At 58.5% G+C, this 24,118-nt stretch carries 22 protein-coding genes; 13 read left to right on the top strand and 9 right to left on the bottom strand.

The genetic code is table 11. The features are described from left to right. The first annotated feature begins 24 nt into the window (after positions 1–24). From dapB to KUF54_RS11075, 4 genes are all read left to right on the top strand, one after another. Positions 25–858 (top strand): 4-hydroxy-tetrahydrodipicolinate reductase, encoded by an 834-nt coding sequence (gene dapB / locus KUF54_RS11090; protein ID WP_219342887.1) that lies wholly within the window; start codon positions 25–27, stop codon positions 856–858. Between the two features lie 59 nt (positions 859–917). Continuing rightward, positions 918–1,592: a MotA/TolQ/ExbB proton channel family protein gene (locus tag KUF54_RS11085; protein WP_219342886.1), complete on the top strand. Its 675-nt coding sequence runs from the start codon at positions 918–920 to the stop codon at positions 1,590–1,592. 11 nt (positions 1,593–1,603) lie between these two features. After that, positions 1,604–2,047, top strand: a complete 444-nt coding sequence (locus KUF54_RS11080) for a biopolymer transporter ExbD (RefSeq protein WP_219342885.1) — start codon at positions 1,604–1,606, stop codon at positions 2,045–2,047. Between the two features lie 279 nt (positions 2,048–2,326). Beyond that, positions 2,327–2,704 (top strand): HPF/RaiA family ribosome-associated protein, encoded by a 378-nt coding sequence (locus tag KUF54_RS11075; protein ID WP_219342884.1) that lies wholly within the window; start codon positions 2,327–2,329, stop codon positions 2,702–2,704. Between the two features lie 147 nt (positions 2,705–2,851). Here the strand turns inward: KUF54_RS11075 and KUF54_RS11070 are convergent, their stop codons facing one another. Next, on the bottom strand, positions 2,852–3,784 hold the full coding sequence (locus KUF54_RS11070) for a pirin family protein (RefSeq protein WP_219342883.1): 933 nt from the start codon (positions 3,782–3,784) through the stop codon (positions 2,852–2,854). Positions 3,785–4,018: 234 nt separating this feature from the next. Between KUF54_RS11070 and KUF54_RS11065 the strand changes: the two genes are divergently transcribed. Then, complete coding sequence (locus KUF54_RS11065) at positions 4,019–4,300, top strand: hypothetical protein (RefSeq protein ID WP_219342882.1); 282 nt, start codon at positions 4,019–4,021, stop codon at positions 4,298–4,300. A gap of 53 nt (positions 4,301–4,353) precedes the next feature. On the opposite strand, the gene KUF54_RS11060 is transcribed toward KUF54_RS11065, so the two are convergent. After that, positions 4,354–4,779, bottom strand: a complete 426-nt coding sequence (locus KUF54_RS11060; protein WP_219342881.1) for an OsmC family protein — start codon at positions 4,777–4,779, stop codon at positions 4,354–4,356. A 201-nt stretch (positions 4,780–4,980) separates the two neighbouring features. Here KUF54_RS11060 and KUF54_RS11055 point away from each other — a divergent pair, with 201 nt between their 5' ends. Then, positions 4,981–6,303, top strand: a complete 1,323-nt coding sequence (locus KUF54_RS11055) for a hypothetical protein (protein WP_219342880.1) — start codon at positions 4,981–4,983, stop codon at positions 6,301–6,303. Positions 6,304–6,309: 6 nt separating this feature from the next. On the opposite strand, the gene KUF54_RS11050 is transcribed toward KUF54_RS11055, so the two are convergent. The 3 genes from KUF54_RS11050 to tkt form a co-directional block, all read right to left on the bottom strand. After that, on the bottom strand, positions 6,310–7,917 hold the full coding sequence (locus KUF54_RS11050; RefSeq protein ID WP_255576043.1) for a rhomboid family intramembrane serine protease: 1,608 nt from the start codon (positions 7,915–7,917) through the stop codon (positions 6,310–6,312). A 74-nt stretch (positions 7,918–7,991) separates the two neighbouring features. Beyond that, entirely contained in the window at positions 7,992–8,990 is a 999-nt protein-coding gene (gene gap, locus KUF54_RS11045; RefSeq protein ID WP_219342879.1) for a type I glyceraldehyde-3-phosphate dehydrogenase, read from the bottom strand. A 147-nt stretch (positions 8,991–9,137) separates the two neighbouring features. Then, positions 9,138–11,183, bottom strand: a complete 2,046-nt coding sequence (gene tkt / locus KUF54_RS11040; RefSeq protein ID WP_219342878.1) for a transketolase — start codon at positions 11,181–11,183, stop codon at positions 9,138–9,140. A gap of 153 nt (positions 11,184–11,336) precedes the next feature. On the opposite strand from tkt, the gene KUF54_RS11035 reads away from it, so the two are divergent. Then, positions 11,337–12,128 carry a nucleotidyltransferase family protein gene (locus tag KUF54_RS11035; protein WP_255576042.1) on the top strand — a complete coding sequence of 264 codons (792 nt, stop codon included), beginning with the start codon at positions 11,337–11,339 and terminating at the stop codon, positions 12,126–12,128. Between the two features lie 43 nt (positions 12,129–12,171). Here the strand turns inward: KUF54_RS11035 and KUF54_RS11030 are convergent, their stop codons facing one another. Together KUF54_RS11030 and KUF54_RS11025 are read right to left on the bottom strand one after the other, a co-directional pair. Continuing rightward, complete coding sequence (locus KUF54_RS11030) at positions 12,172–13,686, bottom strand: acyl-CoA-binding protein (RefSeq protein WP_219342877.1); 1,515 nt, start codon at positions 13,684–13,686, stop codon at positions 12,172–12,174. Positions 13,687–13,688: 2 nt separating this feature from the next. Next, complete coding sequence (locus KUF54_RS11025; protein WP_219342876.1) at positions 13,689–14,969, bottom strand: MASE1 domain-containing protein; 1,281 nt, start codon at positions 14,967–14,969, stop codon at positions 13,689–13,691. Between the two features lie 261 nt (positions 14,970–15,230). On the opposite strand from KUF54_RS11025, the gene KUF54_RS11020 reads away from it, so the two are divergent. From KUF54_RS11020 to pyk, 3 genes are all read left to right on the top strand, one after another. Continuing rightward, positions 15,231–16,613 (top strand): aminopeptidase P N-terminal domain-containing protein, encoded by a 1,383-nt coding sequence (locus KUF54_RS11020; protein ID WP_219342875.1) that lies wholly within the window; start codon positions 15,231–15,233, stop codon positions 16,611–16,613. A gap of 90 nt (positions 16,614–16,703) precedes the next feature. Continuing rightward, complete coding sequence (locus tag KUF54_RS11015) at positions 16,704–17,420, top strand: abortive infection protein (RefSeq protein ID WP_255576041.1); 717 nt, start codon at positions 16,704–16,706, stop codon at positions 17,418–17,420. Positions 17,421–17,555: 135 nt separating this feature from the next. Continuing rightward, positions 17,556–18,992, top strand: coding sequence for a pyruvate kinase (gene pyk, locus KUF54_RS11010; RefSeq protein ID WP_219342873.1), 1,437 nt, complete (start codon positions 17,556–17,558; stop codon positions 18,990–18,992). Positions 18,993–19,178: 186 nt separating this feature from the next. On the opposite strand, the gene KUF54_RS11005 is transcribed toward pyk, so the two are convergent. Together KUF54_RS11005 and KUF54_RS11000 are read right to left on the bottom strand one after the other, a co-directional pair. After that, positions 19,179–19,931, bottom strand: a complete 753-nt coding sequence (locus KUF54_RS11005) for a phosphatase PAP2 family protein (protein ID WP_219342872.1) — start codon at positions 19,929–19,931, stop codon at positions 19,179–19,181. Positions 19,932–19,986: 55 nt separating this feature from the next. Beyond that, entirely contained in the window at positions 19,987–20,574 is a 588-nt protein-coding gene (locus KUF54_RS11000) for a phosphatase PAP2 family protein (protein ID WP_219342871.1), read from the bottom strand. Between the two features lie 166 nt (positions 20,575–20,740). Here KUF54_RS11000 and KUF54_RS10995 point away from each other — a divergent pair, with 166 nt between their 5' ends. The 3 genes from KUF54_RS10995 to fba all read left to right on the top strand — a co-directional run bounded on the left by KUF54_RS10995 (position 20,741) and on the right by fba (position 24,016). Beyond that, positions 20,741–21,454: a response regulator transcription factor gene (locus KUF54_RS10995; RefSeq protein WP_219346368.1), complete on the top strand. Its 714-nt coding sequence runs from the start codon at positions 20,741–20,743 to the stop codon at positions 21,452–21,454. Next, positions 21,451–22,821, top strand: coding sequence for a histidine kinase dimerization/phospho-acceptor domain-containing protein (locus KUF54_RS10990; protein ID WP_219342870.1), 1,371 nt, complete (start codon positions 21,451–21,453; stop codon positions 22,819–22,821). The genes KUF54_RS10995 and KUF54_RS10990 overlap by 4 nt, the downstream gene beginning before the upstream one ends. 130 nt (positions 22,822–22,951) lie before the next feature. After that, positions 22,952–24,016 (top strand): class II fructose-bisphosphate aldolase, encoded by a 1,065-nt coding sequence (gene fba / locus KUF54_RS10985; protein ID WP_219342869.1) that lies wholly within the window; start codon positions 22,952–22,954, stop codon positions 24,014–24,016. Positions 24,017–24,118 lie beyond the last annotated feature (102 nt).

The raw sequence follows: 24,118 nt of genomic DNA, 5'->3' as shown, positions 1-24,118 counted from the left end.
TTTATTTGACAGAGTTAAAGCGTCATGACTGCAGCCACCTCCAACATCTCCACCCGTCAGCGCGTTGCCGTGGCGGGCGCATCTGGCCGCATGGGCCAGATGCTGATTGAAGCCATTCTGAACAGTAGCGACTGCGTGCTGGCTGCTGCGCTGGACCGCGCTGAGAGCCCCTCCATCGGCAATGATCCTTGCGCTTTTCTGGGCAAGCCCAGCGACTTGAAGATCGAAAGCGACGTGCGCGCTGCGCTGGCGAAGGCGGATTGCTTGATCGACTTCACGCGTCCTGAAGGCACGATGGAGCATTTGGCTGTGGCGGCTGATTTAGGCGTGGGCGTGGTGATTGGCACGACCGGTTTTTCTGACGAGCAAAAGCTGCAAATTGCCGAGTTTGCGAAGAAGACCGCTATCGTCTTGTCGGCCAATATGAGTGCTGGTGTAAATGTGACCTTCAAGCTGTTGGAAATGGCTGCCAAGGCGCTCAAGGAAGGTGGCTACGACATCGAAATCGTCGAAGCTCACCACAAGCACAAGGTCGATGCTCCCTCGGGCACGGCGCTGAAGATGGGTGAGGTGATTGCTGAAGCCCAAGGCACTAATCTGGCTGACCGTGCTGTGTACGAACGCTATGGCCACACCGGTGAGCGCAAGGCCGACAGCATCGGCTTTGCCACCGTGCGCGGCGGCGATATTGTGGGCGACCATACTGTGCTGTTTGCCGGCATTGGCGAGCGCATTGAAATCTCGCACAAGTCCAGCAGCCGCGCGGGCTACGCTAATGGCAGCTTGCGCGCCGTGGCCTATTTGGCCGATAAGAAGTCCGGCCAGTACGATATGTACGATGTGCTGAAACTGCGCTAATCGCGCGGACTGCAAAGGGCCATGATGGCCCTTTTTTGTTTTCGGGAGCGAGGTGACTGATGACAACAGGAATGTGGCAATGGCTGGCCGAAGGCGATGCAGTCACTTGGGGCACCGTCGCGGTGATGCTGTTGATGTCCGTGCTCAGCTGGGTGGTCATCCTCTACAAGCTGTGGTTTATGGCGGCTGCGCGCCGCAACCTGCCCAAAGCGGTAGATGCATTCTGGCAAATGCCTGATCTGACACAGGCGCAAGCTGCAGTCCAAAAAATTGACAGCCAAGGGCTGGTACAGCCAATGGCTGATGCGGTGGCGCAGGTTGCAGACTCAAGCCGTGATGGCTCTTTGGCCCAGCGTGCTGCGCAAGGTCAGCGGCTGATGCGCAGTCTGCGTGCCAGACTGGGCAGCGCTGCGAGCCAACTGCAATGGGGGCAGACCTTGCTTGCAACCATAGGTGCGACGGCCCCTTTCGTGGGGCTGCTGGGCACGGTCTGGGGCATTCACCATGCGCTGGGGACTTTGGCTGGCAGCGGCCAGGTGGATATTGCCCAGCTAGCCGGCCCGGTGGGTGAGGCGCTGGTGATGACTGCAGCAGGCTTGGCTGTGGCTTTGCCCGCTGTGCTGGCCTACAACCTGCTGGGGCGCTCAGCGAGTCAGTTAGAGGCCTTGCTTGAAGGCTTTGCTCATGATCTGCATGCCCAGTTTGGGGCGGATGCTCCGCAACGTTCTTTGTAAAGGGTAGCGCCATGGCATTCGGTCGTATGAGTGCGCGCCAAGGTGCGGACAGTCCCATCAGCGCTATCAACGTCACGCCGTTGGTCGATGTGATGCTGGTGTTGGTGGTGATCTTTATTCTGGCCGCCCCCATGCTGGCCGCCAGCTTGCGCGTGCAACTGCCCAAGGCGCAGGCAGCCCAGCAGCAGGTTCCTGCGGGCAAGGGCGACGCGATGATGATTGAAGTCAGCCCACAAGGTGAAATCTGGATCCAAGGCGCCGCAGTGGATGATGCTGCGGTGCAGCAGCAGTTGAAGCAACTGGCGCAGAGCAATCCGCAAGCAGAGGTGCAGTTGCGCGCCGATACCAGCGTGCCTTATGGCCGCGTGGTGCAACTGATGGGGTGGGCCCATGCGGCAGGGCTGTCGCGTATCGGCTTTGTGACGGATCCCCAGTCAAAGGCTGGCAGTAACTGACGACCAGGCCTGTAAAAACCTTTACTTTTTGCAAGCTGCAGCCCCTTAATTCTTGCTCTGGCGCAAGGCAAGTGCTCATGGGCTCTGCCTTTGTTGCTATCTCTTTCAATCTTGCCTTGGCCTGCGATCACAATGAATAAGCCCCTGACCGTCGCTGGCGTAACAAGCCCTGATGGGCAGAACAAGGTTCTGGCGTTAGGATAGTTTTGCTTGCCTTTAGGGCGCCCCCAACATATTTCGCCGCAATGGTTGCGGCATTTGGTGACTAGGAGGATTTGCATGCAAGTACAGGTTCATGCCGACGATTCCATTCAAGGTGGAGAGTCTCTGGCTCAATGGGTTCAAGAGGAAATCAACACCAAACTGGCCCGCCTGAAAGAGTATGTGGTGCGTGTGGAGGTTTTCCTCACGGGCGTTGATGCTATTAAAGCCACAGGTGGCCCCGGCAAGCGCTGCGTGCTTGAAACCCGGGCCACAGGTCGCCCGCCCATTGCGGTAAATGCTGAAGCTGAAAAGATGAAAGATGCTTTCAGCGCCGCCATTGAAAAGCTAAAGCGAGCGGTGGAGGCAGATCTGCACAAGGTCAAGGAAAAGAACCTGCGTGAAAGCGTGCGCGGTGTGGATGACCTCAGCGACGAAAAGACAGAATTGGCATAAATTTGAATGTTTTTTGGCTGTAGTCTTTTAATTTAAAGGACTTTTAGCTACCAAAAAAATAGCTAATTGAAAAGGGCATGTTCATTAAGAACATGCCCTTTTGTTTGGCGAATGATTGGGCTGAGCTTGTTGCCCGCTAGTGCCGCTTTACTTCGAAGCGCGCAGGCTCACGCCTTCAAGTGAGGGCGAGTGCAAAGATCTCAGGACAGAGGCCACAGGCTTGCCAAAACGGCGAGGCTGGCCGTTGATTGTGTCTTCGGTGCTGGCGGCTTCGGCCTCCCACTGCTTTTGGGCTTGCTGCATTTCTTCGGTCGTGCGGGCCACAAAGTTCCACCACAGCAAGATGGCTTCATCCATAGGCTCGCCGCCGATGATGATGAGGCGGCTGCCGGGCGAGCACTCCAAGTTCACCTCGGTCGTGCCGACGGGCAGGTAAATCACATCTTCTGAAGGCAGGAGCTCGCCTTCGACCCGCACTTCGCCGGACATGCTCATCACCGCATGTTCAAAATCAGCGCGCAGCGGCATCACCGCGCGAGCGGGGCTGGCAGAGTCAGACGCCAGCAAATCGACGCCCATCAATGGGGTGTGCACTTCGGCGGGGGCGGTCAGGCCTAGCGCTTCGCCAGCCAGCACCGTCACGGCAAAGTCGCCAATCTGCGTTTTGGGCAGGTCGGGGTAATGTTGAAAGCGAGGAGGAATATTGCGGTGGCTGTCAGGCAGGGCAATCCACAACTGGGCTGCATGGACTCCCAAGGTCTGGCTTTCCTCTGAGTGAGCGATGCCGTAGCCAGCCGTCATCAGGTTGACCTGACCGTGGCGGATGATTTTTTCGGTGCCCAAGCTATCGCGGTGCAGCACTTCACCCTCAATCATCCATGTAAAAGTTTGCAAACCGATATGGGGGTGCGGGCCGACTTGCATGCCCGGTGGGGGAGGAGTGGCTGGGCCTGCATGATCAAGAAAACACCATGCGCCCACCTTGCGCAGAGCAGCTTGGGGAATGGCGCGGTGGATGGGGATGCCGCCAACATCGGCAATACGGGTGGGGAGGCGTTGTAAGTTCTTTGATTCACTCATGACAGATCCTGACGGCAAAGGGTTTCGAGTTTCATACAAACGCGATTGCAGTGCAATCTGGCGGCAAAATGCACCAACGCCTTCTACGCAGTTACCACACTGCGGACCTTCAGCCCATCGGCTGACATCGACTCCAGCTCGAGTCGATTACTTTGAAGGCGTAGGCCGCTAGCAGTGGCCTTCATGTGGCGCCATCTGCGCGCAGTGACCTATCAACGGCAGGAGGAATAGACCATGAGCGAACAACAGACCCCGGGCAATCAAATCTCTGCGATTGAAGCTCAGCAGTATCCAGCCCACTTTGCGGCGCGTGTGACGGGCAAGGTTGAGCACCGGGTGGGAGATGGCGCAACTGAGCTGATCCCCCAAGGTATTGAGATGAAAGTCGATACCGCGATTGCCAGCTATGTACTGTCTTGGGTAGATCCCGAGGACCAACAGCCTGAAATCGTGTACCTCGCTAAACGAGAGTTTGAGCACTATGTGGAAGTGGGCGCGCTGCAAGTGACCGTGTAATCACGGCTCGCCCATTCGTTGCCAAGGCCCTGCAAGTGATTGCAGGGCTTTTTTTATGCACCTGTAGCGTGTGTGGCGTCCGTCAGCGCGGTAGGGATGGAGACCTTACCTTCCAGCAACTTGTGCACGGGGCATGAGGTGGCAATTTGCAGCAGGCGCTGGCGCTGCTCGTCGTCCAAATTGCCGTGTAGCGTGATGCTGCGGGTAATTTGGTTACCGTCGGCAGGCTTGCCTTCGGGGTTGAGTTGCAGGTTCACGTTGATCTGCGTCAGCGGCCACTGTTTACGCCCGGCATACATCTGCAGCGTGATGGCCGTGCAGGCACCCAGAGCGGAAAGTGCCAATTGCAAGGGGTTGGGGCCTGCGTCTGTGCCGCCGAGGGCGACGGGCTCATCGGCATACCAGGTGTGGCCTTGAGCATCGGTCAACGAGACGCGGTAAGGGATGCTGCCGCTTTGGGCGTGAGCGCTGTGAATCATGGGTGTTATCTCCTGATGCGCAGCGTACTTGAAAGTGACGGTATGGGCTGTCTTAGAAAAACATCCGGTATGGGTATTGGATGGAATCTATCGGGTTTTGATGCATGGACATGGCCCATCCGCATTCAAAATAGCAAAACAGCCATGCAAATTGACTTTGCACGGTAAGGCATCCATCAAAAAATACCGGGAGACAGGGCCTTGAATTCAATCAGCACAGACCGCCATTCAGAGGTGGCTTCGGAGTGGAAAATTCCGCCGTTCTGGCAAAAGCTCAATAGTTTTTTTCTGTTTCCGCTACAAATGGAGCCGCTGCTCTACGCCTTACTGCTGTCTGTATGCAGTTATGGCCTGATGTTTGGTGTCATCGGAATTTGTGCGGTGGGTTTGGGCTTGATGCTGGCCGTCAGCCGCTATGCCTTCAAGGTGTCTGCACTGGCGTCGCGCGGACTGACCAATAGCGCTGATTTCCGCTCCAGCCTTATGGAGGAAGAATGGAAATGGCTGCCCTGGAAGTTTTTCGGCGTGCTGTTTGTCTTTGGACTGTTCGTGGGTTTTCTGGCCAGTCGCAGCATGACGCTGGGCATTATTGCCAATCTGGTGGTGGCGTTTCTCATTCCCGCCACCTGGATGGTGCTGATCAATACCAACCGACTCAGTTCCGCCATCAACCCGTTTGAACTGCTGGCCACCATTTTCGGGATTGGCAAGTCCTATCTGCTGCTGTGCTTTTTCCTGTTCCTGCTGCAGCAGGGCTCACCCATGGTCATGGTGGCGTTGCTCAAGATCGCCAAGCCTGCGCTGGTGCTGCCTTTGATGAGCTTTGTGATGATTTACTTCACCTGGGTTATGGCAGCCATGATTGGCTATGTCATGTACCAGCACCATGCTGCGCTGGATATTGACCCCGTGCAAGCGCCGGAAGGCGTGGCCTCCATTCAGATTGACCCGAAGGAGGCTGAAGCCAAGCACCGTGATGCGGTGGTCGCGCGACTGGTACAGGACAACAAGATGGACGAGGCTGTCCATCAGGCCCGTGAATGGCAGCGGGGGGATTACGAAAGCCTGCCCGATCACCGCCGCTATTTCCGCGTGCTTAAGTTGACTGAACAGGCAGATTCGCTAGCGGACTTGGGACAGCGCTTCATCCCCATGCTGATGGCCCAGCAGCGTACCAGTGAGGCACTGGAAGCCTGGGTTAGCTGCGTCAAGCGCCAGCCGGATTTCTTGCTTGCCTCCGCCCAGGCCAGCTATGACCTGGCCCAACAGGCCTGGCGTGCTGGCAAGCCCAAATACGTGCTGATGCTGGCCAAGGGCTTTGAAAACCGCTTTGCAGGCAGTGCGCTGATTCCGTCCATGCTGGAGTTGGTTGTGCGTGCGTACAAGCAGGGGCTGGACCAGCCCATGCAGGGCGTTCACGTCTATATGCGCATGAAGCAGCTGTTTCCCGACCATGCCAGCACCAAAGAAGTGGAGTGGGTGCTGCGCGGTGAACTGGAAAAACTCAGCAGCAAGCCTGATTGAGTGCCTTCAGGCTTGCTGGGCCAGCCACAGAGTGAGGGGCTCCTGTGGCGCTGCCTGCTGCAGGGCCGGTAACCAGGCTTTGGTCTCCTGCAAACGGCCGCTTTGCTTCATGCCGTTGACCAGTTGTAGCAGCGTGCTTTGCCATTGCGGGTGGTCCGCTTCCTTGCTCAGCGTCTGGCAGAGCTTTTCGGCCTCTGGCAGTGCGCCTATCCGGACAAAGCTGCGCACCAGCCCATGCATGGTGTCCGTGCTCATGCGCATGCCGGGTTTGGCCCGCTGGCGGTAGGTCAGGTAGCTGCTCAGTTGCAGCTGACGCTCGGCCTCGGTCAATGCCGGGAGTTTGAAAATGCGCCGCGCTGCGGCATGAAAGTCTTCGCTGCCAGGGTGGTGGCGTGAGCTCTCAAACCAGGCTTTCAGAATGGCTGGGTCCGTGGGTGCCAACCGTGCGGCATCACGCCAGGCTGGGGTTGCACGACCAAACTCCAGGGCATCGGTATAGCGCTGGGCGAGGGCTACGGCATCGGCCAGTGGCTTGGCGTCTGTTAAGGCTTGGTCTGCGGGGTTGATAGGGGCTTCCACGGTCTGCAGGCGCATGTATATCCACATCAGCAAAGCGCCGGTCAGCAGCCCGCCAAAGTGCGCCATATAGGCCACCTGTTTGCCTCCGACCAGATGTTGCAGCAATTCCACCCCCATCCATACGGGCAGCATGACCAGTGCAGGCCAGGTGGCGTAGTTGAAGTAGAACAGCAGCATGTAGAAAAAGCGGATGCGCCGCATGCGGTACATCACTGCATACATGGCCATGAGCGCCGAGATCGCCCCCGATGCACCCAGGCCATAACCACCCATGCCTGCATAAAACAGCAGCGCAAACAGCGAGGCCCCCGCACCGCCGATCACATAAAAAGCGAGGTAGGTGAAGGAGCCCAGCGCCAGCTCCAACGTGAAGCCGAACAGGAACAGAAACACCATATTGCCCAGCAGATGGCCGACGCTGCCATGCAAAAAGATGGACGTAAAAGCTTGCAGCGGCTGCCAGCCGGCGCCGCTGTCGTAATTTATGGACCAGCGCTCGGTAAAACCGATACCGGGTTCTGTGGGGGTAAAGAGGCTTCTCGCCTCACGCCACTGTGCGTAGCGTGCATTTTTTGCCGTGATGACTTGCTCATCCAGCAGGCGCTGGCGGAACTTCTTTTCCTGCCACATCAGCGCATAGAGCTGGGCATAGGCCTTGTGCTGGTACAAGCTCTCTGCGGCTTTCACAGTCTCGCGCTCGAAACGGGTCTTGGGCTGCGCGGTTTGCTCCTGGAGATAGCTCAGAAAGGCTGGCAGCTCCAGGGCGGGCAGGGCCGTCTGCGCGTAGCGCTGTCCAGCGCTTTGCACCACTTTTTCCTCCGGGGCCTGCCAACCCCAGAAGATGATGCAGTTGATAACGATGATGAGCACCGTCATCCACGGCGGGGAGTGCCATGAGGGCTTGTTCTCAAGAGGAATGGCAAGAAACATGGGGGGATGAAATTTCGAGCACGCGATGGACTGGCGCTGACTGTAGCGCACCGTCCTGAAAATGCCATGGGCGCAGGCCACAAAAAAGCCAGCATGGCGTCCCATACTGGCTTTTTTGATAGCTGCTAGTCCTTATCGAATAAGGACTAGAGGCATGTTTGGCTTGTAATCGGTGAAGATTACTTGGCCACCACGCGCACCATTTCCAGGCACTTGTTGGAGTAGCCCCACTCGTTGTCGTACCAGGACACGACCTTCACGAAAGTCTTGTCCAGAGCGATACCGGCTTCGGCGTCGAACACGGAGGTGCAGGTTTCACCGCGGAAGTCGGTCGCAACGACCTTGTCTTCGGTGTAACCCAGCACGCCCTTCAGGGCACCTTGGGACTGGGCCTTCATTTCGGCGCAGATTTCTTCGTAAGTGGCTTCGCTGTTCAGTTCCACGGTCAGGTCAACCACGGACACGTCAGACGTAGGCACGCGGAAGGACATGCCGGTCAGCTTCTTGTTCAGCTCAGGAATCACCACGCCCACGGCCTTGGCAGCGCCAGTGCTGGAAGGGATGATGTTTTCCAGAATGCCGCGGCCGCCGCGCCAGTCTTTGTTGGAAGGACCGTCGACGGTCTTTTGCGTAGCAGTAGCAGCGTGCACGGTGGTCATCAGGCCGCGCTTGATGCCCCACTTGTCGTTCAGCACCTTGGCCACAGGAGCCAGGCAGTTGGTGGTGCACGATGCGTTGGAGATGATGGCTTCACCCTTGTAGATAGCGTGGTTCACGCCGTACACAAACATGGGAGTGTCGTCCTTGGAAGGAGCCGACAAAATCACCTTCTTGGCGCCAGCATCGATGTGCTTTTGGCCAGTTTCCTTGGTCAGGAACAAACCAGTGGATTCGATCACCACGTCTGCGCCAACTTCGTTCCACTTCAGGTTCGAAGGATCGCGCTCTTGAGTCAGGCGAATCTTCTTGCCGTTGACGACCAGGGTGTTGCCTTCAACCGAAACTTCGCCATCAAAACGGCCGTGCACGCTGTCGTACTTGAGCATGTAAGCCAGATAGTCGGGCTCCAGCAGGTCGTTGATGCCGACGATTTCGATGTCGGAGAAGTTTTGCACTGCAGAGCGCAGCACGTTACGGCCGATGCGACCAAAACCGTTGATGCCTACCTTAATCGTCATAGTTGCCTCTAGATGGTTGGATAGTGAAAACAAAAAACTGGGGCGGATTGTGCCCGCACTGGCGGGCCTGCAGCCTCGTCCAGATGGCTGAGGCGAACAAAACTGCCCACTTCAGCCAGAAAAAAGAGGCACGAGGCCTCTTTTTGCTTACTTGGCAGCGTTTTGCAGAGCGACCTGCACGGTATCAGCCACGTTCTTAGGTGTGAAGCCGAAGTGCTCGAACAGCACGGGTGCAGGAGCGGATTCGCCGTAGGTGTCGATACCGACCACCGCAGCGCAGCCGTACTTCCACCAGAAGTCGGTCACGCCCATTTCGACGGCGATGCGGGGCAGGCCGGCGGGCAGCACAGACTTCTTGTACTTCACGTCTTGCTTGTCGAACGTTGTCGTGCTTGGCATGGAGACCACGCGCACGGCGATCTTGCGTTCGGCCAGCAGCTTTTGCGCGGCCAAAGCCAGTTGCACTTCAGAGCCGGTGGCGATGATGACGGCCTGGGCCTTCTTCTTAAAGCCAATGTCCTTGGGCTCAGACAGCACGTAGGCACCGCAAGCGATGTTGTCCAGTGCGTCTTCGCTCTTGGGTGCGTAGGCCAGGTTTTGGCGGCTCAGCAGCAGGGCTGTGGGCTTGTTCTTCTGGCTCAGGGCCACAGTCCAAGCCACGGCAGTTTCGGTGGTGTCAGCGGGGCGCCACACGTCCAGACCAGGGATCAGGCGCAGGCTGGCTGCGTGCTCGATGGACTGGTGGGTAGGGCCGTCTTCGCCCAGACCGATGGAGTCATGGGTGAACACGTGGATGATGCGTTGCTTCATCAGCGCAGCCATGCGGATAGCGTTGCGGCTGTAATCGGCAAAGGTCAGGAAGGTGCCGCCGTAAGGGATGTAGCCGCCGTGCAGCGCCACGCCGTTCATGATGGCAGCCATACCGAACTCGCGCACACCGTAGTTGATGTGGCGGCCGATTTTGCCGTCTTCAGTCTTGACCACAGCACCCTTGTCGTCCACGCGGAAAGCGGGAGTCGACTTGGTGTTGGTGAGGTTCGAGCCTGTCAGGTCGGCAGAACCGCCCAGCAGTTCTGGCAGAGCAGCTGTCAGGCCTTCCAGAGCCAGCTGGCTGGCCTTGCGGCTGGCCACAGTGGCGCCGGCGTCATGCGCGTCAGAGGCAATCTTGGCTGCGATTTCACCGAAGTTTTCGGGCAGGTTGCCGGCCATGCGGCGTGTGAAGTTGGCAGCTTGCTCAGGGAAGGCTGCGGCGTAAGCGGCGAACTTCTTGTCCCATGCAGCTTCAACCTTGGCGCCTTGGTCCTTGGCGTTCCAGTCCGAGTACACCTCAGCAGGAATTTCGAAGGGTGCAGCAGTCCAGCCCAGTGCAGCGCGGGTCAGAGCGATTTCTTCAGCACCCAGAGGCTCGCCGTGGGCCTTGGAGGTGTCTTGACGGTTGGGCGAGCCCTTGCCGATCGAAGTCTTGCAGCAGATCAGCGTAGGCTTGTCTGCGCTCTTCTTGGCAGCAGCAATAGCGGCGTCCACAGCGTCCACGTTGTGACCGTCGACATCACGGATCACGTTCCAGCCATAGGCTTCAAAACGGGCAGGTGTGTTGTCGCCGAACCAAGGAGTGACCTTGCCGTCGATGGAGATACCGTTGTCGTCCCACAGGGCGATCAGCTTGTTGAGCTTCCAGGCGCCTGCCAGAGCAGCCGCTTCGTGCGAGATGCCTTCCATCAGGCAGCCGTCGCCCATGAACACAAAGGTGTGGTGATCCACGATCTCGTGCTTGGGCTGGTTGAACTCGGCAGCCAGCAGCTTTTCAGCCAGTGCAAAGCCCACGGCATTGGTGATGCCCTGACCCAGAGGGCCCGTGGTGGTTTCCACGCCGGGAGTCACGCCCACTTCGGGGTGACCAGCGGTCTTGCTGTGCAGCTTGCGGAAGTTCTTGAGCTCGTCGATCGACAGGTCGTAGCCGCTCAGGTGCAGCAGACCGTAGATCAGCATGGAGCCGTGACCGTTGGACAGGATGAAGCGGTCGCGGTTAGCCCAGTGAGGGTTCACGGGGTTGTGCTGCAAGTGGCGGCTCCACAGCGCAACGGCCATATCGGCCATGCCCATAGGGGCGCCGGGGTGGCCGGAGTTGGCTTGTTGAACGGCATCCATTGCGAGTGCGCGGATCGCATTCGCCATTTGTTGAGTGTTGGCCATCTGGGCGCTCCAAAAGGAGGGTTTAATTCTGCTAAGCCCGCCATTTTAAGGGAGGCCGAGTTTTCGCAGGCGGTGTACGGGTCAATGCTCTACAGTGTTAGGCAGAAAAAGGGCAGCAGCCCTGTTCCAAAGACCGCCTGAAAATTGATGCGCATGCCTGCTCAAATGACTGCCCAAGCCACCGTCCAAACCATCGCCTCGCCCTTTGTACAACCCCCAGTAATGCTCTTAGCCGCCGGCCGTGGCGAGCGCATGCGGCCGCTGACCGATGTCACTCCAAAGCCCTTGCTCAAAGTGCAGGGCGTGCCGCTGCTACAGCACCACATGCAGTCGCTGGTAGCTGCAGGCGTGCCGCGAGCTGTGATTAATACGGGTTGGCTGGGAGCGCAAATCCCCGCGCACTTTGGCAATGAATTTGCCATGAAGTCAGCGCAAGATAAGCATGAGAAGCTATCGCTTTCATACTCTGCAGAGCCCGAAAAAGCCTATGAAACCGCAGGTGGCATCAGCCGAGCACTGCCTCAGCTAGGCGACGTTTTCTGGCTGGCTGCAGGCGATGTGTATGCACCAGACTTCACCTTTGCTGCCAATGCCGCGCAGGCTTTTGCACAAAGCAACGAACTGGCACACCTGTGGCTGGTGCCCAACCCCACGCACAACCTGCGCGGTGACTTTGGTTTGAGTGAAGACGGCAAGGCACTCGACTTGCCCGCAGATGACGCCAGCCCGCGCTACACCTACAGCACCATCGCGCTACTGAAGGCCGAGCTGTTTGCCCAGCCGTGGTTTGACATTCCCGCTGGCAACCCCGAAGGTCTGCGCGCGCCGTTAGCCCCCTTGCTGCGTGCGGCCATGCGCGAAGCCCGCGTGGGTGCATCCTTGTACACGGGGCGCTGGGTCGATGTGGGCACGCCCGAACGACTCGCGCAGCTCAACCAGGACTGAACAAGGCTGAATAAGGCCAAACAAGGTTGGGTGGTGTCGATTTTTAAGCCGCGACTTTTTCCGCTTCCGCGTCTGCCGCTTTGAGTTGAGTGACCAGCGCCACATAGTCCGCCATCGCGGCATCTCGCGGCGTGCCTTGGCGGGCCATCCACGCATCAAACTTGGCGCGGCCCACCACATCCAGCACGCCGGGGCGGGCGCCGCTGCAGTCGCCAATGCTGCCCTGCTTGTACAGAGAGTAAAGGGCCAGAAGGGCCTCGTTGTCAGGCGCTTCCTGTAGCGTTTTGGAGGTGACCGAGGCTTGCTCGAAGGCTTTCTCGGCGGGGGAGGGGCCATCGCTGACCGGCTCACCGCCAAAGTGCTGGTCTTCGGCCTCCACCTCGTCGGGGAACCAGCGTGCTTCCAGCAACTTGCCCTTGCGCATGGACAGGGCCAGCAAGCCCGGCGATTGGAACGCGCCGTGGCGCAGAACGGCTGGCGTGACCACCATGCCGCTATTGAAGCTGGCGTTGCCAAAGGCGGTGAATTGCACCGCCGCACCCGTAGCGCCAGCCGCACCAGGGGTTGCCCATTGCTGCAGGCGCGCCAAGCCCTTGCCGCCGACATGGCAACCGGTGCTGCGGTTGTGCCCCGGCTGGAACCAGGCGAAGTCTGGGATGCCGCGCGCATACAGGGACGCAAAATCGCCGCCTTCCAGATCTTGGCAGGCCTGGGCAGAAAGCGCCTGCATCTGCTCGGGCGTCATGCCGGCATCGGCCGTGGGGATGCCCAGCGAGCCTGCGGCGCTGGCACCGATGAACTCCAGCACATTCTTGGCAACGATTTCCTTGTCGTTGTCCACGCAGATCATGTGATAGCTGTCTTCCAGCACCACCACACGGGCCTTGCCTGCGCGTTTTTTGCCGTTGATTTTTTCGATCAAATAGTCGGCAGAGCGCAGGCTGGTCAGCTCATCTTCGCGGGCGTGGATGACAAGCGTTTGCGCTTCAATTTTGTGCAGGTCCTTCATCACAAAGCCGCGCAGCCTGTCTACCTGCTTCACGCAGGCCAGTGGCACCCACCCGTAGTGAAAGTTCTCACCCCGTGCAAACTTGGCTTTGACGATGGCGCGCAGCTGCTCGTTTTTGATGCCGAAGGGGTCTTCTTCCACGATCTTCATGCTCGCGGCCACGCCGGGCACATAGTAGAGCGCATGGCGCGCAAACGCATACCAGGCCGTGGCCCAGCCGTCGAGGTAAATAGGGGGAGCCAGAGCAATCAATTTGCCCCGGGTATGGCCTTCGCGCTTGACGATTTCAATGGCCAGCAGTGAGCCCATGCACATGCCCATGACATGCACTTCTTCGTGCAGCGCCATGACTTCGCGGTATTTCACGCGCACGGCTTCTAACCAGTCTTCGGCGGTAATGCCGACCAGGTCTTCAGGTGTGGTGCCGTGGCCGGGCAGGGTCAGAGAATGGGTCACAAAACCGGCGTTTTTGAGCCGTTTGTGCATAGAGCCCAGGTCGTACTGCGTACCGCCCAAGCCGTGAATGAGAAAGACTGCGGGTTCTGCCATGGTCAAGCCTGAGCAGGTTGGGGCTTGAGCACGCGCACTAGCGCTGCGATTTGCTCCACTGCGCCGTCTGGTCCGAGTACCGGAGCCAGCGATACTTCTGCTGCATAGTTGCTGCCGCCCAACTGCACGTCATAGCTATAGCGCGCAACTGGGTGACCATTGCGGGCGCACTCCCAAGCGGCTTTTGCAAGTGGCTGGTTTGCTGCATCTACATGGCGAAGCCAATCGTCAATGTTTTGCAGCTGCGCCAGATGGCCTCCCAATATCTGGTCAGCGCCCGGACTCCAGGTGGCGGCACCAGACAGGGGGTCGAATTCGGCGCTGATAACGCCTGAGGCTTGCAAAGTGCGTTCATAGCGCAGCCGCCACTCATGGGTGGTTTGCAGCGCGCTGCGGCGCTCATTTTCAAGGCCTCGGCCAAAGAGCAGCAAGATGGCCCAGATGGCGACAAAGGCTTGGGCTTCAATCACGGCCTCGCCCGCAAAGGCGTCTTGCACCGCAAATGGACCGACCCCTGTGGCGCTGCGGGCAACGATGAGCAGACCGCCAACCAGCATGGCAAGCGAGCCACCACGTGGCCCCCAGAGCATGGAAGCGGCCAACAAAAATGGCATGGGCAGATAGGCCAGTGTGGCGGCGGAGGTGCCCCAGTTTTGAACGCCTGCCGAAAATACGCTCAGAGCCAAAGCGATAAAGATGGCAAAGGCAATCAGACCTGCCAAAAACTGCTTGCGTGTCATGCCCCCCGAGCGGCGCGGTTGAAAGCCTTGATAAGCCAGAACCACGGGCAGCAGCAGCAAAATTCCCAGCAAGGTAGATGAGGCCCAAGTGCGCCACTCCAGCCACCAACTGGTGCTGCTATTGAGGCTGACCCAGAACTGTGCAGCCAGTGCGGCGCCCAAAACAGCCGTCAGCACAGCACCTCCCATCAGCCGCGATGTGGTGGAAAGTGATAGGAGACCACTCTTTAAACGATAGCTGAAAGTCTTGGCTCCAAGCCAAGCGCAGGCCGTTTCAATCAGGCCAAAGACGATGGCCGCGAGCGGTCCCAGGTCATGCGCAAGACCGCCCCAAATGGCGCTGGCCAGCCAGCCCGCTGCAAATAGCCAAGCTTGACCATGGTTGCGAATGAAAAAGGCAAATAGCACGGCCGCACCCAGCCATACTGGGACGGACTGAGTTTGACCGTGCGCCAGCAAAGTAGAGCCATAGCCCACTAGCAGGTACAGAACAAAGACAGAGGCGGCGCTGCGCCATGCAGGGCGATCAGTTTCAAAAGACATGCCAGAGAGCTCCTAAGCTGATGTAGCACTTCGGATGCGTTAGCAGTCAAAGGCGCGGCAGCGGCGTGAAAACAGTGCTGGGCGAGGGCCCAGCTTGAGCAAATATAGAGAAGCTGCTCACGACTTTTATTTCAAAAGCGAACAGCTCTTGTCATGACCCAGACGCTTTGATGCTCTGCCGCCGCTTGGCAACGAGTGAGATGAGGTGTGAAATGCTCTCCTTGCTGCCCGTAAGCTGATGTACAGCGGTACGATATGCCCATGACTTCTGTTTATGCTCAACGCCGCGCACGCTTGGCCGCCCAGTTGGGCGCTGGCGGTGTCGCCATCATTCCCACGGCTCCAGAGCTGCACCGTAACCGCGACACCGAGTATCTGTATCGCCACGACAGCTACTTTTACTACCTCACAGGCTTTAGCGAGCCCAATGCCTGCTTGGTGCTGACCAGCGACGGCAAAAGTGCGCTGTTTTGCCAGCCCAAGGACATTGATCGCGAGGTCTGGACAGGCATTCGCCTAGGCCCCGATGCGGCGGTGAGTCAGCTGGGCATGGACAAGGCCTACTCCAGCGATGAAATCAATGCTCGCCTGCCAAAGCTGCTAGAAAACCGCGAGCGTGTCTGGTTTCCCTTCGCCACTCACAGCGGTTTGGCTGAGCAGGTCGAAGGCTGGCTGGCTCAGGTGCGTGGCCGCTCGCGTTTTGGCGTACTCTGCCCCACCCAGCAAGGCGATGCCTGCGCGCTGCTCGATGAGATGCGTCTGGTTAAAGATGCGCACGAGCAGGACATCATGCGCCGCGCCAGCGAGATTAGCGCCCGCGCCCATATCCGTGCCATGCAGCGCTCGGCTCGCATGATTCGCAATGGCGAGGAGGTGCGTGAATACCACCTAGACGCTGAATTGCTGCACGAATTTCGCCAGCATGGCTCGCAATACGTGGCCTACGGCTCCATCGTCGCCGCCGGTGCCAACGCCTGCGTGCTGCACTATCAAGCTGACAAAGCTCCCGTGCGCCCCGGTGAGCTGGTGCTGATTGATGCAGGCTGTGAGCTAGACGGTTACGCCAGCGACATTACACGCACTTTCCCGGCTGATGGTAAGTTCACCGGCCCACAGCGCGCTTTGTATGACTTAGTGCTGGCCAGCCAAGAGGCGGCGGTGGCGGTAACCAAGGCGGGCAATCGTTTTAACGACCCGCACGACGCAACCGTGGCCGTACTGGCGCAAGGCATGTTGGACTTGGGTTTGCTGGACAAGCGCAAATACGGCACGGCGCAAGACGTGATTGATTCGCGTGCCTACTTCCAGTTTTATATGCACCGCACCGGTCACTGGCTGGGCATGGATGTGCATGACTGCGGCAGCTACGTGGAGCCCACGGAGTTGGACGTCGTAAGCGAGCGCAAAGATCCGATTTCAGGTGAAACCATTGTCAACCGCCCAAGTCGCATCTTGCGAGCCGGCATGGTCACCACCATTGAGCCAGGCATCTATGTGCGCCCCAGCGCTGGCGTGCCTGAGCAGTTCCACAACATCGGCATTCGCATTGAAGACGATGCCATCGTGACCGAAACCGGCTGCGAGCTCATCACGCGTGGCGTACCGGTCAAGGCTGATGAAATTGAAGCTTTGATGCGTGGCTGAATTGACGACTTAGTGCTCTGACTCGCCATGCCTTTGACATCCCACCGATTCGTTCACTTAGCTGAAAATCAGCCTTTGCCGGTTGTGCGCATGAGCTTGGTTTTGTGGTTGCTGGGTATGCCCGGCGCCGTGGCTTTGGCTTGGAGCAAGCCTGCGCTTTGGTGGCCTGTTTTTGCGCCAGATACGTCAGTGCAGAGCGCGGCTTGGATGGTGGTATTAGGACTGGGCGTTTTGCTGGCGCTGGCTATTGGTATTGGCCTGAAACTGGGCTCGCAGGTGGGGTTGAGCTCGCCTTTGGTTCACGCTGCCGTGCAAGGCCGCACACCTTGGCGCGGCATGCGTGTGCTGAGCTTGCCGGGCTTGGCTGGAGGGGTAGCAGGGGCGGCGTGGATGGTGACGCTAACCATGGTCTGGCCAGAGAGCATGGCTTTTGTGGCCCCTGTTTATGACCTGCCGCTGCTGCCAAAAATCTTGTACGGCGGCTTTACTGAAGAGTTGTTGTTGCGCTTTGGATTGCTGTCACTGGTGATGTGGCTGCTGTGGAGGGCGCTGGGCAGCCCTGAGCAGCGGCCAAGCTGGCAGCTAGGCTGGTTGGCCATCTTCATAGCAGCTGTGCTGTCGGGCGGCATCTTGGTGTATTTGGGATGGACTGCGGTCGCAGCCATGACAGCCACGGCATTGCTGCAGTTGCTGGCCTGCGAAGTGGTTTACGGGCTGCTCTCAGGCATTTTGTTTTGGCGCTATGGCTTGGAGTCAGCCATGCTGGCCCATGTGGTGACTTATTTACTTTCTCATGGGCTCGTTTAGTGCGGGTAGCGCGATTCTTGATTTGGAAAAGACTATCGGTAAATTAGGTGTTACAGAGGCGATGTGACGCATTCCTGTAACCGCATTCATGCAAGAATTGAAACCCGATTACATCCCATCGCGAGAGAAAATTCCATGCAATTAAGCCGTGCCACCAAGATCGTCGCCACTTTAGGCCCCGCCTCCAGCGATCCGCAACTGCTTGAACAAATGGTGCGCGAAGGCGTGAACGTGGTGCGCCTGAATTTCAGCCACGGCAAGGCGCAAGATCATATTGATCGCGCCATCATGGTGCGCGAAGCTGCTGCTCGCGCTGGCCGTGAAGTGGCCATCATGGCCGACTTGCAAGGCCCCAAAATTCGCGTCGGCAAGTTCGCCGAAGGCAAGGTCATGCTGGAGCCCGGCATGCGTTTTGTACTGGATGCATCGCGCACCGAACTGGGCGACATCGGCGGTGTGGGCCTCGACTACAAAGAGCTGCCGCGTGATGTGAAGGCTGGCGATGTGCTGTTGCTGAACGACGGCCTGATCGTGATGACCGTGGAAGCGGTGCGTGGCGATGCCGTGCACACCATCGTTAAGCTCGGCGGTGAGCTGTCCAACAACAAGGGCATTAACAAGCAAGGCGGCGGCTTGACCGCTCCTGCGCTCACGGCCAAGGACATGGAAGACATTAAGACAGCCATGTCCTTCCAAGCCGACTATGTGGCGGTGAGCTTCCCCAAGAATGCGACTGACATGGAAATGGCGCGCCAGCTGTGCAACGTGGCAGCTGCTCAATATAGCCACAAGCCCGGTTTGATTGCCAAGATCGAACGTGCTGAAGCCATTCCGCGTCTGGAAGAAATCCTGCGCGTCTCCGACGGCATCATGGTCGCCCGTGGCGACTTGGCAGTGGAAGTGGGCAACGCTGCTGTGCCTGCTTTGCAAAAAAAGATGATCAAGATGGCCCGCGAGATGGACAAGGTGGCGATCACTGCGACCCAGATGATGGAGTCCATGATCACTAACCCCGTGCCGACGCGCGCTGAAGTGAGCGATGTGGCCAACGCCGTGCTGGACGGCACCGATGCCGTGATGCTGAGCGCTGAAACTGCGGCCGGTAAGTACCCGCTGGAAACCATCAAGGAAATGGCCGCTATCTGCGCGGCTGCTGAAGCGGCGGAAGATCCAATCAAGGATGCAGATTTCGGCAACGTGCACTTTAAGCGCACCGATCAAGCCATCGCCATTGGCGCACTGTTCACTGCCCATCATCTGGGTGCGAAGGCGCTTGTCGCCATGACGGATTCGGGCTCCACTGCTTTGTGGATGAGCCGCCACCGTATTCACATTCCTATCTATGCCTTGACACCACGTCTGGCAACTCAACGCAAGATGGCGCTGTACCGCAATGTGCGCCCTTTGCTGATGGACACCAGCGCAGACCGCGACACGGCGCTAGATCAAGCCAAGACTCACCTGCTGATGCGCAACATCGTGCAGTCGGGCGACGTATACGCCATCACCTGCGGCGAGCCTATGGGTCAGCCTGGTGGCACGAACATGCTCAAGATTTGCAGAGTGGAGTAACTGAAGTCACCCCCTGAGGCGCTTTGCGCCTTCCCCCTCTCTCTTCGGGAGGGGGACGACGCCATCGCCGCGAGGCGGCTCTTGCTCGGCGTCACTCGCGTGGATAGCGCGATTTTTAAGTAAAAAAAGCTGCCAGTGCTTATGAATAAAGCACTGGCAGCTTTTGTTTTGATAGCGTCTGATTCTTCAGTCGGCAGGGTAGGCGGCGTGGGGTGCAGCGCCTGCGTTGCGCGTCTGGCGTGCGAGGTAACGCGTCACTGCCAGATCGCAGACCCAGCAGCTTGTCCAGCACAGCCATGCAGTCCACAACGTATGGCTCATGAAGTGGGCGCCGCGCATTTGCTGGGCTAGGCCCAGCGCAAAACCTGCCACCACAGAAGCGCCAAGCCATAGGCGCGCAACTCGCGGCAGGTTGTGGCGTAGGGCAAAGTAGCCGCTGATAAAGGCAAAACCTGCGGAGGCATGACCGGCAGGAAAGCAGTGTCCGCCACCGCCATCAGTGATCCCCCATGCCCAGTGCGAAACATAGTGGCCTAGGCCTCCAAATTCACTCAAGTCCCAAGGGCAACTCGTTGCGCTGATGCGCTTCATAACGGCCATGATGGCCAGAGACACCAAAGAAGCTATTACCAGCTGTATGCGACGCGGATAAGGCAGTTGCCTAAGGATTCCCCGTGGCCACCAAATCATCAGACTGAGCCCCAGCACAATGGCCCATGCCAGCTTGCGCGCGCCTTCATGGGCGATATTGACCATAAACCAGTCGTTTTGCAGCGCAAAGCCGTGACTAGTGCCAAACCAGCGTGCCATGGCCAAATCTAGCCCGCTTATGTCCCAAATAATGACGCAGGCTAAGGCGATGAGAGTCCAGCTCAGCAGCTGTGTGGTGGATGCCGCTTGAGGTGTTTGGCGAAGGTGTGAGGCTGAGGGCATATGCATGCCCTGACGATAAAAACCGCTGCTTAACCCATCCTTAAGACCAGCTGCATAGGCTTTATTGAGTTCGCAGGCGAAGGCGCAATTTTTTAATGTGCGGCACTGCACGCAGATAGCGCCTGCGGCGCAGCCAGAAGGTCGCATTCCAGACGATCACAGCGCCAATGCTGCCGACCAAGGCCCCTGCAATGACATCCGAGGGGAAGTGCACGCCAAGGTGGACACGGCTCCAGCAGATACCAATGGCTGCTGCAAAACCCAGTACCACCAGTGCTTTGCGGTGGCGCGTAACGCCCAAGGCCAGCGCCATGGCCAAAGCAAATGCACCGCTGGCGTGCTGGCTTGGAAAGCTAGCGCGCCCGCCATGCTGAACCCATAGCGTGCCCATCTCGAGTTGAAACGGGCGTGGCGCAGGAAAGCCCCAGCGAATCAGTCTTGTGATCGCCCAAGCCGTTGCCATGGACAGCAGCAGCATCAGCATGGTGCGGCGCACGGCTGGCGATCCAAACAGCAGGGCAAGGAGCACGAGGGCGGCGCTGATATTCGGTGTCCAGGCTGAGAGCACGCGGGCGAGCTGGATGCTGAACAAGGGTGTCTGAGCGTCAGCGTTAATGAGTGCGAACAGAAAAAGATCGAAGAAGAACATAAAAGCGCTGCAGCGGGCTGTGGCAATAACAAGTGCAAGGATGGTAAGGCGAAATGTCCCAAAGGCGATTCCCCATTTTTGAGCACTGAGAGCGTGGGAGTTATTTGTAGTTCTTGGGGCGTCTGAAAATCTGGCAGATATGCGCCAGCCCCGCCACAATACGCAGATGCGAATTTTGGTGGTTGAAGACAATGAAGGCATTGCCGCAGGCTTGCGCAGCAATTTGATGCAGCGCGGCTATGCGGTGGATGTGTGTGCAACGGTGGCACAGGCGTGGGGGGCGCTGACGGCAGAGCGTTTTGATGCCGTGCTGCTGGACTTGGGCCTGCCCGATGGTGATGGCAGTGAGGTGGTGCGCCGCCTGCGCGCGCAGATTGCACGGCCCGGCTTGTCGCCATTGTCGCAATTGAAGCCACTACCAGATCCCTCTACGCCGGTGCTGATTTTGACCGCGCGCGATCAGGTGCAAGACCGGGTAGCGGGGCTCAATTTGGGAGCCGATGACTATCTTGTCAAACCCTTTGACATGGATGAGCTTGAAGCGCGTTTGCGCGCCATGATGCGACGCGCTGCGGGGCAGGCGTCGCCCGTGATTCGTTATGCCGATTTGGAGGTTGACCCGGCGGCACACATCATCCGAAAAGCCGGGCAGAAGGTAGAGATTTCACCGCGTGAATTTGCCGTACTCTGGGCCTTGCTTTTAGCGCGAGGTCGCGTGCTTTCGCGTCCACAAATTGAGGAGCACCTCTACAGCTGGGGCGATCAAGTAGAGAGCAATGCGGTTGAGGTTTATGTCCACCACCTGCGCAAAAAACTGGGCCAGAAAATCATTGTGACCATGCGCGGCGTGGGCTACTTCATGCCGCAGGAGCAAGAGTGAGCACCGCAGAGCAGGGCGGCAAACGCCGCAGCTCTTTGCAGCTGACGCTGCTGGCTTGGGTGCTGGCGGCGCTGGCGCTGGTTTGGGGCAGCTTTGTGGTTTGGGGTTATCAGACCGGGGTGACGGAGGCTGATGAGCTGACAGACGGGCACTTGGCCAGTGTGGCATCGCTGACGTTGAATTGGCATGTGCAGGGCGATGTACCCGTGGGCGAGACCACCGCCGTGCAGCCCCTGCCAGGCCTGCATGCTCACGATTATCAAGAGTCGCTGAGCGTGGTGCTCTGGAACGACAAGGGCGTGTTGATCTCGCGTACCGGTAAAGCGCCGTTGCCAGCGTTTGATCTGGAGCAGGGCTTTGCCACCATTGACACTGACTCTCAGCATTCTTGGCGCAGCTTTACCCAGTGGAGCCAAGATAAAAAGGCCAAAGTCACAGTCATGATTTCGCTGGCCGAGCGCGATAGTCTGGCCGACGATATCGCCGTGCAGATGATTGAGCCGGGCTTTTGGCTGCTGCCCATCATCGTGATTGCGCTAGGCGTGGCCGTGCGCCGGGGTATGCGACCCTTGAACCAAGTCACGCAGCGTGTTCAGGCGCTGGATTTGAGCCGCGCTCAGCGCGTCTCAGATGCCAACGTGCCGCAGGAACTCTCGCCCATGGTCAGCGCCATCAATACCTTGCTAGATCGCCAGCAAGAGGCGCTGGAGCGCGAGCGTAATCTGGCCAATGAAGTGGCGCATGAGCTGCGCACGCCGCTGGCCTCCATCGCGCTGCAGGCGCAGGCTCTTAAGTCTGACTCGCAGGCCGGTACATCGATGGATCACGCCGCCATGCAAGCCGCTTTGCAGCGCATTGGGCAAGATGCCTTGCATGCCGGTCATGTGCTCGACCAGCTACTCACCTTGGCCAGAGCCGGGCGCGGCATGTTGGATGCGCCTTTGCAGAGCGTGAACTGGGCTGATACAGCTCGTAATGTCGCCGCCGCGCAAGCCCAGATTGCTTGGCAGCGCGAAGACTCGTTGGCGGTCGATGCGCCGGCTTGCGTCACGGTGCGGGGCAACCCGCTGCTGCTGGATAGCGCTTTGCGTAATTTGGTGGAAAACGCCGTGCGCCATACGCCAACGGGCACGCAAATTGAGGTGCAGGTCGGCTGTGATGAGTTTTTGGGTTTGGCATGGGTACAGGTCTGCGATGACGGGCGGCGTGATGTGGCTTTAGCCCATGTGCCGCCTGTAGACAGCTTGCACTTGGGCCATGAAATCGTCAGCCGTGTCATGCAAGCCCATGGTGGGCGGTTTATGCAGACAGATGCTCCTCAAGGCTTCACAACCTGCTACCGGATGGAAATCCCGTCTGCCGGTTAAAATGCCGGGTTACCAAGTGGTTACCAAGCGTGGCCGCTGGTCTTTTCTCAGGCCGCAGGCTGTTGTGCAGAGCGCTACAGCCACTCCCTCGCCGGGGCGTTGCCTCTCAAACATTTGAACGGAACCCACCATGTCTTTGATCTCGATGCGCGAAATGTTGGACCATGCTGCTGAAAACGGCTATGGCATCCCCGCCTTCAACGTGAACAACCTGGAACAAGTCCAGGCCGTGATGTCGGCGGCTGACGAAGTCGGCGCGCCCGTGATCTTGCAAGCCAGCGCTGGTGCCCGCAAGTACGCCGGTGAGCCCTTCATCAAGCACCTGATTCAAGCCGCTGCTGAGATGTACCCCCACATCCCCTTGGTCATGCACCAAGATCACGGCACCACCCCTGACATCTGCCAAGGCGCGCTGAACCTGGGCTTTGGCTCGGTGATGATGGACGGCTCCTTGATGGGTGACGGCAAGACTCCTTCGTCCTTCGAATACAACGTTGACGTGACCAAGCAAGTGGTAGCCATGGCCCACGCTATTGGCGCCACGGTCGAAGGTGAGCTGGGTTGCCTGGGCAATCTGGAAACTGGCGAAGCCGGTGAAGAAGACGGCGTGGGCGCTGTCGGCAAGCTCGACCACAGCCAGATGCTGACGGACCCTGAAGAAGCAGCCGTGTTTGTGCGCGAAACCCAACTGGACGCTTTGGCCATCGCCATCGGTACCAGCCACGGTGCGTACAAGTTCAGCCGCCCCCCTACAGGCGACATTCTGTCCATTCAGCGCGTCAAGGAAATCCACGCCCGCATCCCCAACACACACTTGGTAATGCACGGATCTTCCTCCGTGCCCCAAGAGCTGCTGGCCATCATCAACCAGTACGGCGGCAGCATGAAGGAAACTTACGGCGTGCCCGTGTCGGAAATCCAAGAAGCCATCAAGTACGGCGTGCGCAAGGTCAATATCGACACTGACATCCGCTTGGCCATGACGGCTGCTGTGCGCAAGTTCTTGTTCGAAAACCCCGACAAGTTTGACGCCCGCGAATGGCTCAAGCCTGCCCGCGAAGCCGCCAAGCAAATCTGCAAGGCTCGCTACATCGAGTTCGGTTGCGAAGGTCAGGGCGCCAAGATCAAGGGCTACACCCTGGAGCAAATGGCCAAGAAGTACGCGGCTGGTGATCTGGCTCAGTTGGTGAAGTAAAAACCTTATTTGATAGCTGATAGTCCTTGATTCATAAGGACTAGAGGCCAAAAACATTGAAAGCCTGCAGGATTGCTTCTGCGGGCTTTTTTGTTTTTCTAC

Origin of the sequence: Comamonas sp. Y33R10-2 (genome assembly GCF_019355935.1) — a bacterium.
Taxonomy (GTDB): domain Bacteria; phylum Pseudomonadota; class Gammaproteobacteria; order Burkholderiales; family Burkholderiaceae_C; genus Comamonas.
Note: the sequence above shows the minus strand (reverse complement) of the source record. Positions and strands in the feature narration are given on the sequence as shown.